A 15,572-nucleotide genomic window follows, 5' to 3' on the forward strand; every position below is an offset into this window, starting at 1 on the left:
GAGGAAAACGTTGATTTTATTAAATTTGCACAGAAAGATGATACTGATATGGTAAAAGGAATGTTTGGGCTCCATGCGGCATTTACTCTATCGGATGAAACCTTAGAAAAATGTGCTAAAGAAATGGCGAATTTAAATACTGGATACCATGTTCATACGGCAGAGGGGTTAGATGATCTTAAATATAATCTAAGAAATCACAATAAAAGAGTAATAGAAAGACTTAATGAATTCGGTGTATTAAGGGATAAAACTATAGCAGTTCATTGTATTCATGTAGATTCTAATGAAATGGACTTACTTAAAGAAAGTAAAACTTTTGTTGTTCACAATCCAGAATCAAATATGGGAAATGCTGTAGGATGCTCACCTGCAATAGAGCTACTAAATAGAGGAATTACTGTAGGTTTAGGAACTGATGGTTACACAAGTGATATGTTTGAATCATTAAAAGTTGCAAATATAATACATAAACATCACTTATGTGATCCTAGAGTTGGATTTGTGGAAAGTCAAAAAATGCTATTTGACAATAACCAAAAAATTACTAAAGCCTACTTCAAAAATGACTTAGGAATTATAAAAAAAGGTGCTTATGCAGATGTAATAATTGTAGATTATACACCGCATACACCAATGAATGAAAATTCAGTAGGTGGCCATATAATATTTGGATTAACAGGAAGAAGTGTAGATACAACAATTGTAAATGGTAAAATTCTTATGAAAAATAGAAAATTAGTAAATATAGACGAAGAGCAAGTGTTAGCAACTAGTAGAATATTAAGTAAAAAATTGTGGGATAGAATATAAAAATAAAATAGATAAGGGGGACAAATTAATGTCTCAAAGTAAAAGCCCTAAAATAGCTCCAGTAGATGAGAGGTTACCGATATCCAAGTCATGGGTATTCTCACTACAACATGTTTTAGCAATGTGTGCAGGAGCGGTAGCAGTTCCTATGATGGTAGGAAGTGCTGCAGGACTAGACCATGGCAGTATAGTTTTCTTAATAAGTGCATGTGTATTTATGGCAGGAATAGGAACTTTAATACAAGCGGTTGGTATAGGAAATATTGCAGGTGCTAAGATTCCGGTAATCGAAGGAACTAGCTTTGCAGCAGTTGCAGCTATGACATCAATTGCATCATCTCAAGCAGACCCAAGTATAGCAATGAGAACCGTATTTGGAGCAGTAATAGCATCGGGAATATTTTGTATGTTACTTGCGCCAATATTTGAAAAGCTAATAAAATTTTTCCCTAAGGTTGTTACAGGAACAGTAGTTTTAGTTATAGGAGTATCACTGCTTCCAGTAGGTATAAAATGGATAACAGATAGTAAAGTGCAAGCGGTTGAACCATCAAATTTAGCGCTGGCATTAGCTGTACTAGGTATAACAATTATACTATTTAAATATTTAAAAGGAATATGGAATAGTGCAGCAATACTTCTTAGTGTGGTAATAGGAACAATAATAGCAGCGATATTTGGAATGGTAGATTTCACTCCAGTATTAGAAGCTAGCTGGATTAGTATAAACGTACCTTTGAAGTTTGGTATGCCGATATTTGAGCCATCAGCAGTTTTATCTTTATGTTTAATCATGTTAGTTTTAATGACTGAGTCACTAGGTAATATGATAGCGATTCATGAAATGGTAGATAAAGAAGTAGATGGTAAAAATATAAAAAGAGCACTTTTGGGAGACGGATTATCCACTTCTTTATCAGGAATATTTAATTCTTTTCCTATAACACCATTTGCCCAAAACACAGGACTTGTAGGTCTTATGGGAATGAAGTCGAGATATGTGGCAGTATATGCAGGTATGATGCTATTAGCTCTTGGATTTGTGCCTAAATTTGCGGCATTAGTCGGAGCAATACCAAAGCCAGTTCTTGGTGGAATTGGATTTGCAATGTTTGGGATGGTTTCAGTTGGTGGAATAAGAACTTTAAGCAAAGTTAAATTTGATGGGACTAAAAATGGCGTAATAGTTGCAGTCAGTTTGGGATTAGCTATGATACCTTTAGCGAATCCAGATTTTTATCACAATTTCCCTTCTTGGGTACAAACTATATTCCATAGTGGTATAACAACAGGAAGTTTAGCAGCAGTTTTATTAAATATATTCTTTAATGAAGCCGGAAACAAAGAAAAGTCTAAAAATGAGAATGAAGAAGAATTAGCCTAATATAAATCAAATAAAAAATTTAAGGGGATGTAAAAATGGCAAATTTAAAAGTTAATATATATAAAATGGAATTTAATAATCCAATAATGACAGCAGCAGGACCAGGTGCAAAAGACGGAGATTTATGTATAGAAGCAGTAAAGGGAGGAGCAGGTGGAATATGCACAAAAACTATATCTGTACTTCCTGCAGATGTACCAAGACCTTGTATGGCAAACACTAATAGTGGTTTTTTAAATACTGAATTATGGTCAGAGCTTCCAAAGGAACAATGGATAAAGGAAGAATATGAAAAAGCTAAAAGTGCAGGAGTTCCAGTAATAGTAAGTATGGGATACAGTGCGGAGCAAATAGCACAAGTTGCTCCATTAGTTAAACCATATGCTGATGCAGTTGAGTTATCAACTCACTACGTTGGAACAGATGTTACTCCAATAGTAAATGCTTTAAAAGCTGCAAAAGCTGCACTAGATGTACCTGTATTTATGAAGATGAGTCCTCACACAGATATTCAAACTATAGCTAAAGCAGTTGAAGAAGCTGGAGCAGATGGTCTTGTAATGATAAATTCATTTGGGCCATGTATGGCTATAGATGTAAATACAGGACACCCAATAATGGGTAGCAAAACAGGATATGGATGGTTATCAGGAGCTCCAATAAGACCGTTAGCAATAAGATGTATATATGAAGCATCTCAAGTTGTTAATATACCTATAATTGGTGTAGGTGGAATAACTTGTGGAAAAGATGTTGCAGAAATGATGATGGCAGGAGCAAGTGCTGTTCAAGTATGTACGGAAGCAATACTTAAAGGACCAGGTGTATATGGAAAAATAGCAAGTGAGCTAAATGCATTCCTAGATGAGCATGGATACCAAGATGTAAATGAAATAAAAGGATTAGTTCACAAAAAAGAAAAGGAAAGAGAATTTAGAACTCATAAAATAGTACCAGAAGTAGACCAAGATAAATGTATAAAATGTAAGAAATGTAAAACAAGTTGTGTTTATGAAGCGATAGAAGTAAATGATACTTTAGAAATAGATAAGGAAAAATGTTTTGGTTGTGGTTTATGTGTAACGCGATGTCCTAAAGAAGCATTATCAATAAGCTTTAATCAAGAGGTTGCTTTATAATGAAAATTTTAAAGGGAGCAATGGTTGTTGATGAAACAACAACCATTGCATCAGATATAAAAATATGTGGAGAAAAAATTGTTGAGATAGGAAAAGATTTAGACACTAGTGGATGTGAAGTTATAGATGTATCTGGATGTTATATCATACCAGGAGGAATTGATGCACATACACATTTTGACCTAGATACAGGAACTACTAAAACAGCTGATGATTTTGAATCAGGAACAAAAGCTGCTATAGCTGGAGGAACTACAACTATATTAGACTTTGCGACTCAAAGCAAAGGAAAGTCTTTAAAAGAAGGTCTAAAAGAGTGGCATTTAAAGGCAAATAATAAAGCTTACTGTGATTATGGATTTCATATGGCAATAACAGATTGGAATGATTCAGTCTGTAATGAGATGGATGAAATGATAAATGAAGGTGTAACTTCTTTTAAATTATATATGGCTTATAAGGGATCTCTTCAAGTTGATGACAGTGTAATATACAAAGCATTACAAAAATCAAAGAGTATTGGAGCAATAATAGGATTTCATTGTGAAAATGGGAATATAATATGTGAACTTGTGGACAAATATCTTAAGAAAAATAAAACTTCTCCAAAATATCATGCTATTACAAGACCTTCCATAGTAGAAGCAGAGGCTACTAGAAGATTAATGGCAATAGCAGAGGTTACAAATGCTAGAGTATATGTAGTCCATTTAAGTTGTAAAGAGTCATTAGAAGAAGTACTCAAAGCTAAATGTAGAGGTGTGGATGTAATAGTAGAAACTTGTCCACAATATCTATTATTGGATAATAAGAAGTACGATTTAGAAGGTTTTGAAGGTGCCAAGTATGTAATGTCACCTCCGCTTAGAACTAAAGAAGACAATGATGTTCTTTGGAGGGCATTAGCTGAAAATAAAATAGATAGTGTAGCAACAGACCATTGCTCATTTAATTATAAAAATCAAAAAGAGCTCGGAATAAATGATTTTAGCAAGATACCAAATGGATCACCAGGAGTAGAACATAGGGTAGGACTTTTATATACCTATGGAGTGTGTACAAATAAAATATCTATAAATAAGATGGTGGAAATATTGTGCACAAATCCAGCAAAAATATTTGGACTTTATCCACAAAAAGGAACTATAAAGGTTGGAAGTGATGCAGATTTAGTTGTATTAAATCCAAACAAGTCTAAATTTATTAAAGCAGATAATCAAGTTCAAAATGTGGATTACACTCCATATGAAGATTATAAATTAGAATGCGAAATAGAGAAGGTATATTTAAGAGGTCAAAAAGTAAGTTCAAAGGGAGAAATAACTTGTTCAAATGCGAATGGTAAATATCTAAAAAGAGCATCTAATTAAGGGGGAATAGCTTGTATGTGCGATGTATTAGTAAAAGAATCCATAGACACATTTGAGTTCATTTTAAACAACCAAAAGGTTGTATCTAAGGGAAATAAGAAACTTTTACATTTTCTAAGAGAAGATATGAATATAACATCTGTAAAAAATGGATGTTCAGAAGGCGCATGTGGAACTTGTATGGTTATAGTTGATGGAAAGGCCATGAAAGCATGTGTGATTCAAACTCAAAAACTAGTTGGTAAGAATGTAATTACTATAGAAGGTATGACAGAGAGAGAAAAAGATGTTTATGCATATGCTTTTTCTAGTCAAGGAGCTGTTCAATGTGGCTTTTGCATACCAGGAATGGTTATAAGCTCAAAGGCTTTATTAGATATAAATTCAGATCCCAGTGAAGATGAAATTAAGAAAGCTTTAAGAGGAAATATTTGTAGATGTACTGGATATGTAAAAATAATAAAGGCTGTAGAGTTAGCAGCAAAAATACTTAGAGATAACATAGATGTACCGAAGGTTAGCTGTAAGGGGTTGGTCGGAGATAACCTTACAAGAGTGGATGCTCACGCAAAATCACTTGGAATTGCTGAATATGTAGATGATATGAAAATAGAGGGTATGATTTATGGATCTGCAGTAAGAACCAAATATCCTAGAGCACTTATTAAAAAAATAGATATAGAAGAAGCTAAGGCATATCCAGGTGTAGTTTCGGTACTAACTGCAAAAGATATTCCAGGTAGTCTAAAAGTAGGTCACCTAAAAAAAGACTGGGACACACTGATTCCTGAAGGTGAAGTAACTAGATATTTAGGAGATGCAATAGTATTAGTAGCAGCAGAAACTAAAGAATCATTAGAAGAAGCTAAAAAATTAGTAAAAATAGATTATGAAGAGTTACAACCTATAACATGTCCAGAAGAAGCGATGAAAGAAGATGCGCCCAATATACATGAAACAGGAAATATATTAGTAAAAGAACATCTAGTAAGAGGTAACGCAAAAGAGAAAATAGAAAATTCTAAATATGTAGTTACTCAAAGATACTCTACACCTTTCACTGAACATGCATTTTTAGAGCCTGAATGCGCTATATCAGGGCCATATGGAGCTGATGGAGTGTTAATATACTCTACTGACCAAGGTGTGTTTGCCACACAACATGAATGTGCAGATATGCTAGGCCTTGAACATGAAAAGATAAGAGTAATAAACAAAATGGTAGGCGGAGGATTTGGTGGAAAAGAAGACATGAGTGTTCAACACCATGCAGCACTTTTAGCTTACCATACTAAGAGATTCGTAAAAGTACTACTTACAAGAAAAGAAAGTATAATAATTCACCCTAAAAGACATGCAGTAGAAATGGAATTTACAACTGCATGTGATGAAAATGGATACTTAACAGGTATGAAAGCTACTATAGTATCTGATACAGGTGCATATGCATCTTTAGGAGGTCCTGTACTTCAAAGATTATGTACACATGCAGCTGGACCATACAACTATCAAGACATAGATATAGAAGGAACTGCCGTTTATACAAATAATCCTCCAGGAGGAGCGTTTAGAGGGTTTGGAGTAACGCAAAGTTGCTTTGCAACAGAATGTAATTTAAACTTACTTGCAGAAAAAGTAGGAATTTCCCCATGGGAAATTAGATATAGAAATGCAGTAAGACCAGGACAATCACTACCAAATGGTCAGATAGCAGATGAAGGAACAGCTATTGTTGAGACTTTAGAAGCTGTTAAAGAAGAATATGAAAAATACCCATATGCAGGAATTGCATGTGCTATGAAAAATAGTGGTTTAGGAGTTGGTATACCCGATACAGGCAGATGTAAATTAAAAATAATAGATAATAAAGTTCATATAAGAAGTAGTGCATCTTGTATAGGACAAGGATTAGGAACTGTACTTACTCAAATTTTATGTGAAACTACTGATGTAATTCCTGAAAATATAGTTTATGAATTCCCAGATACCCACATAACTCCAGATTCAGGAAATACTACTGCCTCTAGACAAACAGTATTTACAGGAGAGGCAACCAAGCAAGCTGCACTAAAGTTAAAAGAAGCATTAGAATCTGGTAAAACAATAGAGGATTTAAATGGATCAGAATTTTACGGAGAATACTCTAGTGTTACAGACAAAATGGGATGCGATAAAAAGAATCCTGTAAGCCATGTTGCTTATGGTTATGCAACTCATGTAGCTATTTTAAATGAAAATGGAAAATTAGAAAAAGTTATAGCTGCTCATGATGTAGGAAAAGCAATAAATCCAATTAGCTTAGAGGGCCAAATTGAAGGTGGAGTAGTAATGTCTTTAGGATATGCACTAACAGAAGATTATCCACTTGAAAGCTGTGTACCTAAAGCAAAGTTTGGAACACTAGGATTATTTAAAGCCACAGATATACCAAGTGTAAAAGCTATAGCTATAGAAAAAAATAAAGATAGTTTAGCTTATGGGGCAAAAGGGATAGGAGAAATAGCTTCCATACCAACAGCTCCAGCAATTCAAAATGCCTATTATTTATTTGACAAGGAGTTTAGAACTAAACTTCCATTAAATAATACACCATATAGGAAAAAATAAATTAAAAGGAGGGGGAATATGCTTAAAGTAGTAGTTAATACAAAAAATGCACCAGGTGCAATAGGACCATACTCTCAAGGTATGATAATTGGAAATTTAGTTTATACATCAGGGCAACTTCCAATAGATATGAAAACTGGTGAATTAGTATCTGAAGTAAAGGAAGCTACTAAAGCTTCATTAAACAATGTAAAGGCTATATTAGAAGAAGCAGGTACATCTATGGATAAAGTATTTAAGACAACTGTATTTGTAAAAGATTTAAATGATTTTGCTGCAGTAAATGAAGTTTATGCAACATATTTTGAATCTAATCCACCAGCAAGATCTTGTGTTCAAGTTGCTAAGTTACCAAAAGATGCTGTAGTTGAAATAGAAGCCATAGCAGAGTTATAGAATTTCTGTGCCAATTCAAAAGTTAATTAAGGTTTAAATTTATTAAAATATATAAAAATACTTGCCATGCTATTTTTATATAATTGATAGTTTATAAAAATTATATTTTTCAATATAAAATTAAAATCCTTCTACATAGATATATTTAAAATGATAAAATATACTTATGTAGAAGGGTTTATTTTTTTATAAAATACAATACAGATACAAACTTCAAATACTATGGGGTGAAAATATGAATTTTAATAATAATCTTGAATTAACTCAATCTCAGAAATTGATAATGACAACTCAATTAAAGCAATCACTAAATATATTAAACATGAGTAAGTTGGAGGTAGAAGACATAATACTGAAAGAAGCGGAAGAAAATCCGTTGTTAGAAGTAGACAGAAGTAGTGACGTAAATTGGGAAGAATACATAGTAAACATTGAAAAGTCAACTCATATAAGTAAAAATGAATTAAATTATAATCCAGATAATGATATAAATTTAGAAAATATGATAAAAGATTCATCAAACATATATGAACATCTTAAGTTACAAATAAGTTTATATAAGCTAACTAAGAAGGAAATGAATATATGTGAATATATTATAGATAGTTTAGATAAAGATGGATATTTGAGAATTGATGAAAATGAAATTATTGAATTATTAAATATAGATAAAAAGGTATTCAACAATTGCCTAGAAAAAATATGGCAATTAGAACCAAACGGTGTAGGAGCTAGAAACTTATCTGAATGTTTGATAATTCAAATGCGTAACTTAGGGTTACATAATAGAACACTAGAGGAAATAGTTAATAAAGATTTAGATTTAGTGGCAAGTAACAAATATAAAGAGATAAGTAAAAAATATAATGTACCTGTAAAAAAATGTATTGATATGATAAATATAATAAAAACATTAGACCCTAGACCAGCTGGGTCTTTATCTATAGAAAAAAGTGTATATGTACAACCTGATGTAATAGTAGAAAAAATAGATGATGAATTTGTAGTTTACACAAATAGCAATGATGCTTGTAGAATAAAAATAAATAATTTCTATAAAGAAGTACTAAAAAACGCACAATATGATAAAGGTGCAAAAGATTTTATAAAAGAAAAACTAAACTCTGCAACAGGGCTAATAAAAAATATAGAAGGTAGAAAAAATACAGTATTAAAAATTGCAGAAGAAATAGTTAAATCACAAGAAGATTTTTTTAGAAAAGGAATAAAGTACATAAAACCGATGAAGATGAGAGATATTGCTGATAACTTAAAATTTCATGAATCTACAATAAGTAGAGGTGTAAATGGGAAATATATGTTAACACCTTTTGGATTATTTGAATTTAAATACTTTTTTAGTAGTTCATTAGACACAAACGATGATGGAGTAATATCTAGTACTAGTATAAAAAAAATAATACAGGAGACAATAAAGGGCGAAAATAAAAAGAAACCTTTTAGTGATGACCAAATATCAAAGCTATTAAAAGAAAAGGGATTAAATGTGGCCAGGAGAACGATTGCCAAGTATAGAGAAGAGCTAGGAATATTATCATCAAGTAAAAGAAAGAGATTTTAAAAATAAAAAAAATAAAAATATCTTAAAAACTATTGAAATATCTTTCCAATTCCTTTAAAATAAAATTATCTTGTGGGACTGAAATAAATACAAGGGACACAGAAAGTCCCAAGGCATTTAACAAAGGAGCACAAAATGAAAAATTTACTAAAGATTCAACAAAAGTTAATTCCACAAGTAATTGAGCTTATGGAAAGAAGATACTCTATACTAAGGCAGATTTCAATAAGCGAACCAATAGGTAGAAGAACCTTATCGAATGTAACTGGAATTAGTGAGAGAATAGTAAGATCAGAAACTGAATTTCTAAAAGAACAAAATCTTATAGATGTGGCAGTATCTGGGATGACTATAACAAGAGAAGGTTTCGAACTTTTAGATGAGCTTAAAGAAATCATGAACGATATCATGGGATTATCTACACTTCAAGATAGAGTGAGGGATAAACTTGGTATAAAAAAGGTAGTATTAGTACCTGGAAGTTATGATAGTAATGAAACATTACTAAAAGATGTAGCTAGATCTGGATCTGAGTACTTCATAGATATACTAAAAGATGGAGACATAGTTTCTATAACTGGTGGAAGTACTATGTTAGAGTTTGCAAATAGCTTAAAGGCTGATAAAAAATACAATGATGTAGTAGCAGTTCCTGCAAGGGGAAGTATGGGTACAGACGTTGATATTCAGTCAAATAACATAGTAGCAACAATTAGTAAAAAACTAAACTCTAAGTATAAGTTATTACATATACCAGATGAGTTAGGTGAAGAAGCTATGAAAACACTTACTCAAGAGCCTCAAATTAAAAGTACATTAGATATTATAGAAAAGACAGATGTATTAGTCTTTGGAATTGGTAGAGCCGATGAAATGGCAACAAGAAGAAAACTACCAAAAGGGCAAGTAGAAGAAATAGTATCAAAAGGTGCAGTAGGTGAAGCTTTTGGTCACTACTTTAACAAAAAAGGAGAAATAGTATGTAAGTTAAATACAGTTGGTATTAACTTAGAGACATTTAAAAACGTTAAAGAAAATATTGCCATATTTGCCGGAACTAGAAAAGCAGAAGCTTTAATAGCTATGACAAATATAAATAAGAATATAGTGCTTATAACGGATGAAGAAAGCGCTAACAAAATTTTAGATTTAATATAATATAGGTTGATCAACTAGCATTGCTAGTCATAATATAAACACATTTTTACTTTATAGGGAGGTAGCAAAATGGTTAAAGTTGCGATAAATGGATTTGGAAGAATAGGAAGATTAGCTTTAAGAAAATTAATGGAGCAAACAGATAAGTTTGAGGTTGTTGCAATAAACGACTTAACAGATGCTAAAACTTTAGCTCATTTATTCAAATATGACACTGCTCAAGGAAGATTCAATGGTGAAATAGAAGTTAAAGACGGAGCTTTCGTAGTTAACGGACAAGAAATAAAAGTTACTGCTGAAAGAAACCCAGCTGATTTACCATGGGCTGAATTAAATGTTGATATAGTATTAGAGTGTACAGGATTCTTTACTTCTCAAGAAAAAGCTGGACTTCACTTAGAAGCTGGAGCTAAGAAAGTTGTTATATCTGCACCTGCAACAGGAGATTTAAAAACTGTAGTATTCAACGTAAACAATGATGTATTAGATGGATCAGAAACAGTTATATCAGGAGCTTCTTGTACAACTAACTGTTTAGCACCAATGGCTAAAGTATTAAACGATAAATTTGAATTACAAAAAGGATTTATGACTACTATACATGCTTACACTAATGACCAAAATACATTAGATGGACCTCATGCTAAAGGTGACTTAAGAAGAGCTAGAGCTGCTGCTTCTAATATAGTTCCTAACACTACAGGAGCTGCAAAAGCTATAGGTTTAGTTATACCTGCATTAAAAGGTAAATTAGACGGTGGAGCTCAAAGAGTACCTGTTGTAACTGGTTCTTTAACTGAATTAGTTTGTACATTAGGAAAGAAAGTAACTGTAGAAGAAATAAACGCTGCTATGAAAGCTGCATCTAATGAATCATTCGGATACACTGAAGAGCCATTAGTATCTTCTGACATAATAGGAATAGATTTTGGATCATTATTCGATGCTACTCAAACAAAAGTTATGGAAGTAAACGGAGAACAATTAGTTAAAGTTGTTTCTTGGTATGACAATGAAATGTCTTACACTGCTCAATTAATAAGAACATTAGGATACTTCGCTGGTTTAGCTAAGTAATTTAATATAAAGTCCGAGACTATGTAGTTTATTACTGCATAACTCGGACTTTTTAAACAGAATATATAAATGAAGTACACTGTTAAAGATAAATAGAGTACACTTTTGATAAAAATATATTACATAAAATGTAAAAAATAGAAAAAATGTGATATACTAAATAGGAAATTAATTTGCTTTTGAGAGGAGATATAATTATGTCAATGCTTAACAAAAAAACAATAGAAGATATAAATGTGAACGGGAAAAAGGTTTTAGTAAGATGTGACTTCAATGTACCATTAAAAGATGGTGTAATAACTGACGAAAACAGATTAAATGGAGCGCTACCTACTATAAAATACTTAATAGATAATGGAGCAAAGGTTATATTATGTTCTCACTTAGGAAAGCCAAAAGGGGAAGCTAAACCAGAATTATCTTTAGCGCCAGTTGCTAAAAGGCTATCGGAGATGTTAGATAAGGAAGTAGTATTTGCTGCGGATGATAATGTTGTGGGGGAAAATGCGAAGACGGCTGTAGAAAAGATGGAAAATGGTGATGTAATATTATTACAAAACACTAGATACAGAAAAGAAGAAACTAAAAATGAAGAAAATTTCTCTAAAGAATTAGCATCTTTAGCTGAAGTATTTGTAAATGATGCATTCGGTACTGCTCATAGAGCTCACTGTTCTACAGTAGGTGCTGGAGAATTCTTAAATGAAAGAGCTTGCGGATATTTAATACAAAAAGAATTAAAGTTCTTAGGAGAAGCAGTTGCTAATCCAGTAAGACCTTTCACTGCAATATTAGGTGGAGCTAAGGTTTCTGATAAGATAGCTGTTATAGAGCAATTATTAGAAAAAGTAGACAACATAATAATAGGTGGAGGAATGTCTTATACATTCTTAAAAGCTTTAGGACACGAAATAGGAACTTCATTAGTTGAAGAAGATAGAGTGGAATACGCTAAAGAAATGATGGCTAAAGCAGAAGCTAAAGGTGTTAAATTCTTATTACCAATAGACAATGCTGTTGCTGATAAATTTGCTGATGTAACTCCAGTTATAACTGAAGGTGCTGATATACCAGCAGGTCACATGGGACTTGATATAGGACCTAAGACAATAGAATTATATGTAAATACAGTAAACGATTCTAAAACAATAGTATGGAATGGACCAATGGGAGTATTCGAATTCGAAAACTTTAACAAAGGTACATTAGCTGTTGCTAAAGCTATGGCAGCTTTAACAGATGCTACTACTGTGATAGGTGGTGGAGATAGTGCTGCAGCTGTTAACCAATTAGGATTTGGAGATAAGATGACTCACGTATCAACTGGTGGAGGAGCATCTTTAGAATTCTTAGAAGGTAAAGAGTTACCAGGAATAGTAGCATTAGATAATAAATAAATTTGATAAAAATCATAAAGCATTAAATATGCTAGATGTTTAAATAAATATGTCCACAGTTTAAGTTTTACTTTTAGTAAAACTACCTATAAAATATAAGTTAAATCATGAGAAATCTTAATATTAAGGTTTCTCAAAGATTTAATTCCAAGTGGGAGGAATAATAAAATGAGAAAACCAATAATAGCAGGAAACTGGAAAATGAATAAAACTATAGCAGAAGCGCTAACTTTTGCTAATGAAGTTAAAGATAAAGTTAATAATGATAAAGTAGAAGCAGTAATATGTGCTCCTTTCTTAGCTTTAAAAGATTTAAAAGAAGTTACTAAAGGAAGTAACATAAAAATAGGTGCTCAAAACATGCACTTTGAAGAAAGTGGAGCTTTTACAGGTGAAGTATCACCAGCTATGTTAAAAGAAATAGGAATAGACTATGTAGTTATAGGGCACTCTGAAAGAAGAGAATACTTCAATGAAACTGATGAAACAGTAAACAAAAAAGTTTTAAAAGCATTAGAGCATGGGATAGATCCAATATTATGCTGTGGTGAAACTTTAGAGCAAAGAGAAAATGGTGAAACTAAGTCAGTTTGTAAAGTTCAAATAGAAAAAGCTTTAGAAAATGTAACTGTCGATGATTTAGCTAAAGTTGTTATAGCGTATGAACCAATATGGGCTATAGGAACTGGAAAAACTGCAACAGCTGAGGATGCTAACGATGTTATAGCTTACATAAGAGAAGTTGTAGCTAACCTTTACGGAGAATTAGCTAATGAAGTTAGAATTCAATACGGAGGAAGCGTTAAGCCTTCAAATGTAACTGAAATAATGAACCAAAGTGATATAGATGGAGCTTTAGTTGGTGGAGCGTCTTTAGCACCTAGCGACTATGTAGAGCTTGTTAATTTCTAAGGAGTGACAGATATGAAAAAACCAATTGCTTTAATAATAATGGATGGTTTTGGTGAAAGTAAGATAGAGACAGGTAATGCTGTTTTAGCTTCAAAAACACCTAACTTAGATAAAATAGTTGAAGAATATCCTCATACTTTAATAAATGCTAGTGGACTTGATGTAGGTCTTCCAGATGGACAAATGGGTAACTCAGAAGTAGGGCACACTAACATCGGGGCAGGAAGAATAGTATACCAAGATTTAACTAGAGTTACTAAGGCTATAGAAGAGGGAGACTTCTTCGAAAATGAAGTCTTATTAAAAGCTATGGAAAATGCAAAGAACCACTCTCTTCATTTAATGGGATTATTATCTGATGGAGGAGTTCACTCTCATATAGATCATTTAAAAGCACTTTTAAAAATGGCTAAAGAAAACAATGTTGAAAACGTATTTGTACACGCTTTCACAGATGGTAGAGATACTGCGCCAAGAAGTGCTATAGGATATATACAAGATGTAGAAGACTACATGAAAGAATTAGGAGTAGGTAAATTTGCTTCTGTTTCTGGTAGATACTATGCAATGGATAGAGATAAGAGATGGGAAAGAGTTAAGCTTGCTTATGAAGCAATGGTAGATGGAAAAGGTGTGACTTCAACATCTGCAGTTGAAGCTGTACAAAACTCATATAATGAAGATAAAAATGATGAATTCGTTCTTCCAACTGTAATAGTTGAAAATGATAAGCCAGTTGGTCTTATAAAAGAAGACGATTCTATAGTATTTGGAAACTTTAGACCAGATAGAGCTAGAGAGATAACTAGAGCATTAGTATGTGATGAGTTTGTTGGATTTGAAAGACCTTGCATGAAGACATTATTCGTATGTTTAACTACATATGATATAACTATAAAAAATGTTAATGTAGCATTTGGACCTCAAAGTTTAAATAATACTTTAGGTGAATACTTAGCTAATAATGGAAAGACTCAGTTAAGAGCTGCAGAAACTGAAAAATATGCTCACGTTACATTCTTCTTCAATGGAGGAGTAGAAGAGCCAAATAAAGATGAAGATAGATTATTAATACCATCTCCAAAGGTTGCAACTTATGATTTACAACCAGAGATGAGTGCTAATGAATTAACAGAAAAAATGTTAGCAAAAATAGATGAAGATAAATATGATTTTATAGTGCTAAATTATGCTAACCCAGATATGGTAGGACATACGGGAGTAGTGGAAGCTGCTATAAAAGCTGTAGAAACAGTTGATACATGTGTAGGAAAAGTAGTTGATAAAATACTTTCTAAGGGTGGTAGTGCAATAATAACTGCAGACCATGGAAATGCTGAGTACATGAAAGATCCAGAAAGTAATGCAACTATAACAGCTCATTCAATTAATCCAGTACCATTCATAGTAGTAGGGCAAGATTTAAAATCAGCTAAGCTAAAAGAAGATGGAAGATTAAGCGATATAGCACCTACAGTTTTAGATATGATGGATTTAGAACAACCATCAGAAATGACAGGTCATTCATTAATAGTAAAATAATATAAGTTAATAAAGGAAATTATTAATTTCCTATAATATAAAATATTACATGGAAAATTTACAAATTTACCCATCAAAGATAGTTTTTATGTAATATAATAAAAAGGTAAAATAAATTTACGAATATCGAGAGGAGATATAAATATGTCAGTTATCGAATTAGTATATGCAAGAGAAGTATTAGATTCAAGAGGG

The 15,572-nt window shown here is 32.3% G+C and carries 12 protein-coding genes; all 12 read left to right on the top strand.

The genetic code is table 11. The features are described from left to right. A partial coding sequence (locus BN899_RS13075; RefSeq protein ID WP_042276171.1) for an amidohydrolase family protein occupies positions 1–813 on the top strand: 813 nt, incomplete at its 5' end. A 28-nt stretch (positions 814–841) separates the two neighbouring features. After that, positions 842–2,197, top strand: a complete 1,356-nt coding sequence (locus tag BN899_RS13080) for a nucleobase:cation symporter-2 family protein (RefSeq protein ID WP_042276174.1) — start codon at positions 842–844, stop codon at positions 2,195–2,197. Positions 2,198–2,232: 35 nt separating this feature from the next. Beyond that, positions 2,233–3,336, top strand: coding sequence for a 4Fe-4S dicluster-binding protein (locus tag BN899_RS13085; RefSeq protein ID WP_042276177.1), 1,104 nt, complete (start codon positions 2,233–2,235; stop codon positions 3,334–3,336). Then, positions 3,336–4,706 carry a dihydropyrimidinase gene (gene hydA, locus BN899_RS13090; protein WP_042276181.1) on the top strand — a complete coding sequence of 457 codons (1,371 nt, stop codon included), beginning with the start codon at positions 3,336–3,338 and terminating at the stop codon, positions 4,704–4,706. Before BN899_RS13085 ends, hydA begins: the two co-directional genes overlap by 1 nt. A 15-nt stretch (positions 4,707–4,721) precedes the next feature. Further along, complete coding sequence (xdh, locus tag BN899_RS13095; protein WP_042276184.1) at positions 4,722–7,313, top strand: selenium-dependent xanthine dehydrogenase; 2,592 nt, start codon at positions 4,722–4,724, stop codon at positions 7,311–7,313. Positions 7,314–7,331: 18 nt separating this feature from the next. After that, positions 7,332–7,709: a RidA family protein gene (locus BN899_RS13100; protein WP_042276186.1), complete on the top strand. Its 378-nt coding sequence runs from the start codon at positions 7,332–7,334 to the stop codon at positions 7,707–7,709. Positions 7,710–7,944: 235 nt separating this feature from the next. Next, a complete protein-coding gene (gene rpoN / locus BN899_RS13105) occupies positions 7,945–9,291 on the top strand; it encodes an RNA polymerase factor sigma-54 (RefSeq protein ID WP_042276188.1) in 1,347 nt (448 codons plus the stop codon). Positions 9,292–9,426: 135 nt separating this feature from the next. After that, the gene (locus BN899_RS13110) at positions 9,427–10,449 is read left to right on the top strand and encodes a sugar-binding transcriptional regulator (protein WP_042276190.1); all 1,023 of its coding nucleotides are present in this window, start codon (positions 9,427–9,429) and stop codon (positions 10,447–10,449) included. A gap of 69 nt (positions 10,450–10,518) precedes the next feature. Further along, positions 10,519–11,526 carry a type I glyceraldehyde-3-phosphate dehydrogenase gene (gene gap, locus BN899_RS13115; RefSeq protein ID WP_042276192.1) on the top strand — a complete coding sequence of 336 codons (1,008 nt, stop codon included), beginning with the start codon at positions 10,519–10,521 and terminating at the stop codon, positions 11,524–11,526. Between the two features lie 197 nt (positions 11,527–11,723). Then, complete coding sequence (locus tag BN899_RS13120; protein ID WP_042276194.1) at positions 11,724–12,923, top strand: phosphoglycerate kinase; 1,200 nt, start codon at positions 11,724–11,726, stop codon at positions 12,921–12,923. Positions 12,924–13,091: 168 nt separating this feature from the next. After that, positions 13,092–13,835 (top strand): triose-phosphate isomerase, encoded by a 744-nt coding sequence (gene tpiA, locus BN899_RS13125; RefSeq protein WP_042276196.1) that lies wholly within the window; start codon positions 13,092–13,094, stop codon positions 13,833–13,835. A gap of 12 nt (positions 13,836–13,847) precedes the next feature. After that, positions 13,848–15,377, top strand: coding sequence for a 2,3-bisphosphoglycerate-independent phosphoglycerate mutase (gpmI, locus tag BN899_RS13130; RefSeq protein ID WP_042276198.1), 1,530 nt, complete (start codon positions 13,848–13,850; stop codon positions 15,375–15,377). The last annotated feature ends 195 nt before the right edge of the window (positions 15,378–15,572 follow it).

Origin of the sequence: Faecalimicrobium dakarense (assembly GCF_000499525.1) — a bacterium.
GTDB classification, from domain to species: domain Bacteria; phylum Bacillota; class Clostridia; order Peptostreptococcales; family Peptostreptococcaceae; genus Faecalimicrobium; species Faecalimicrobium dakarense.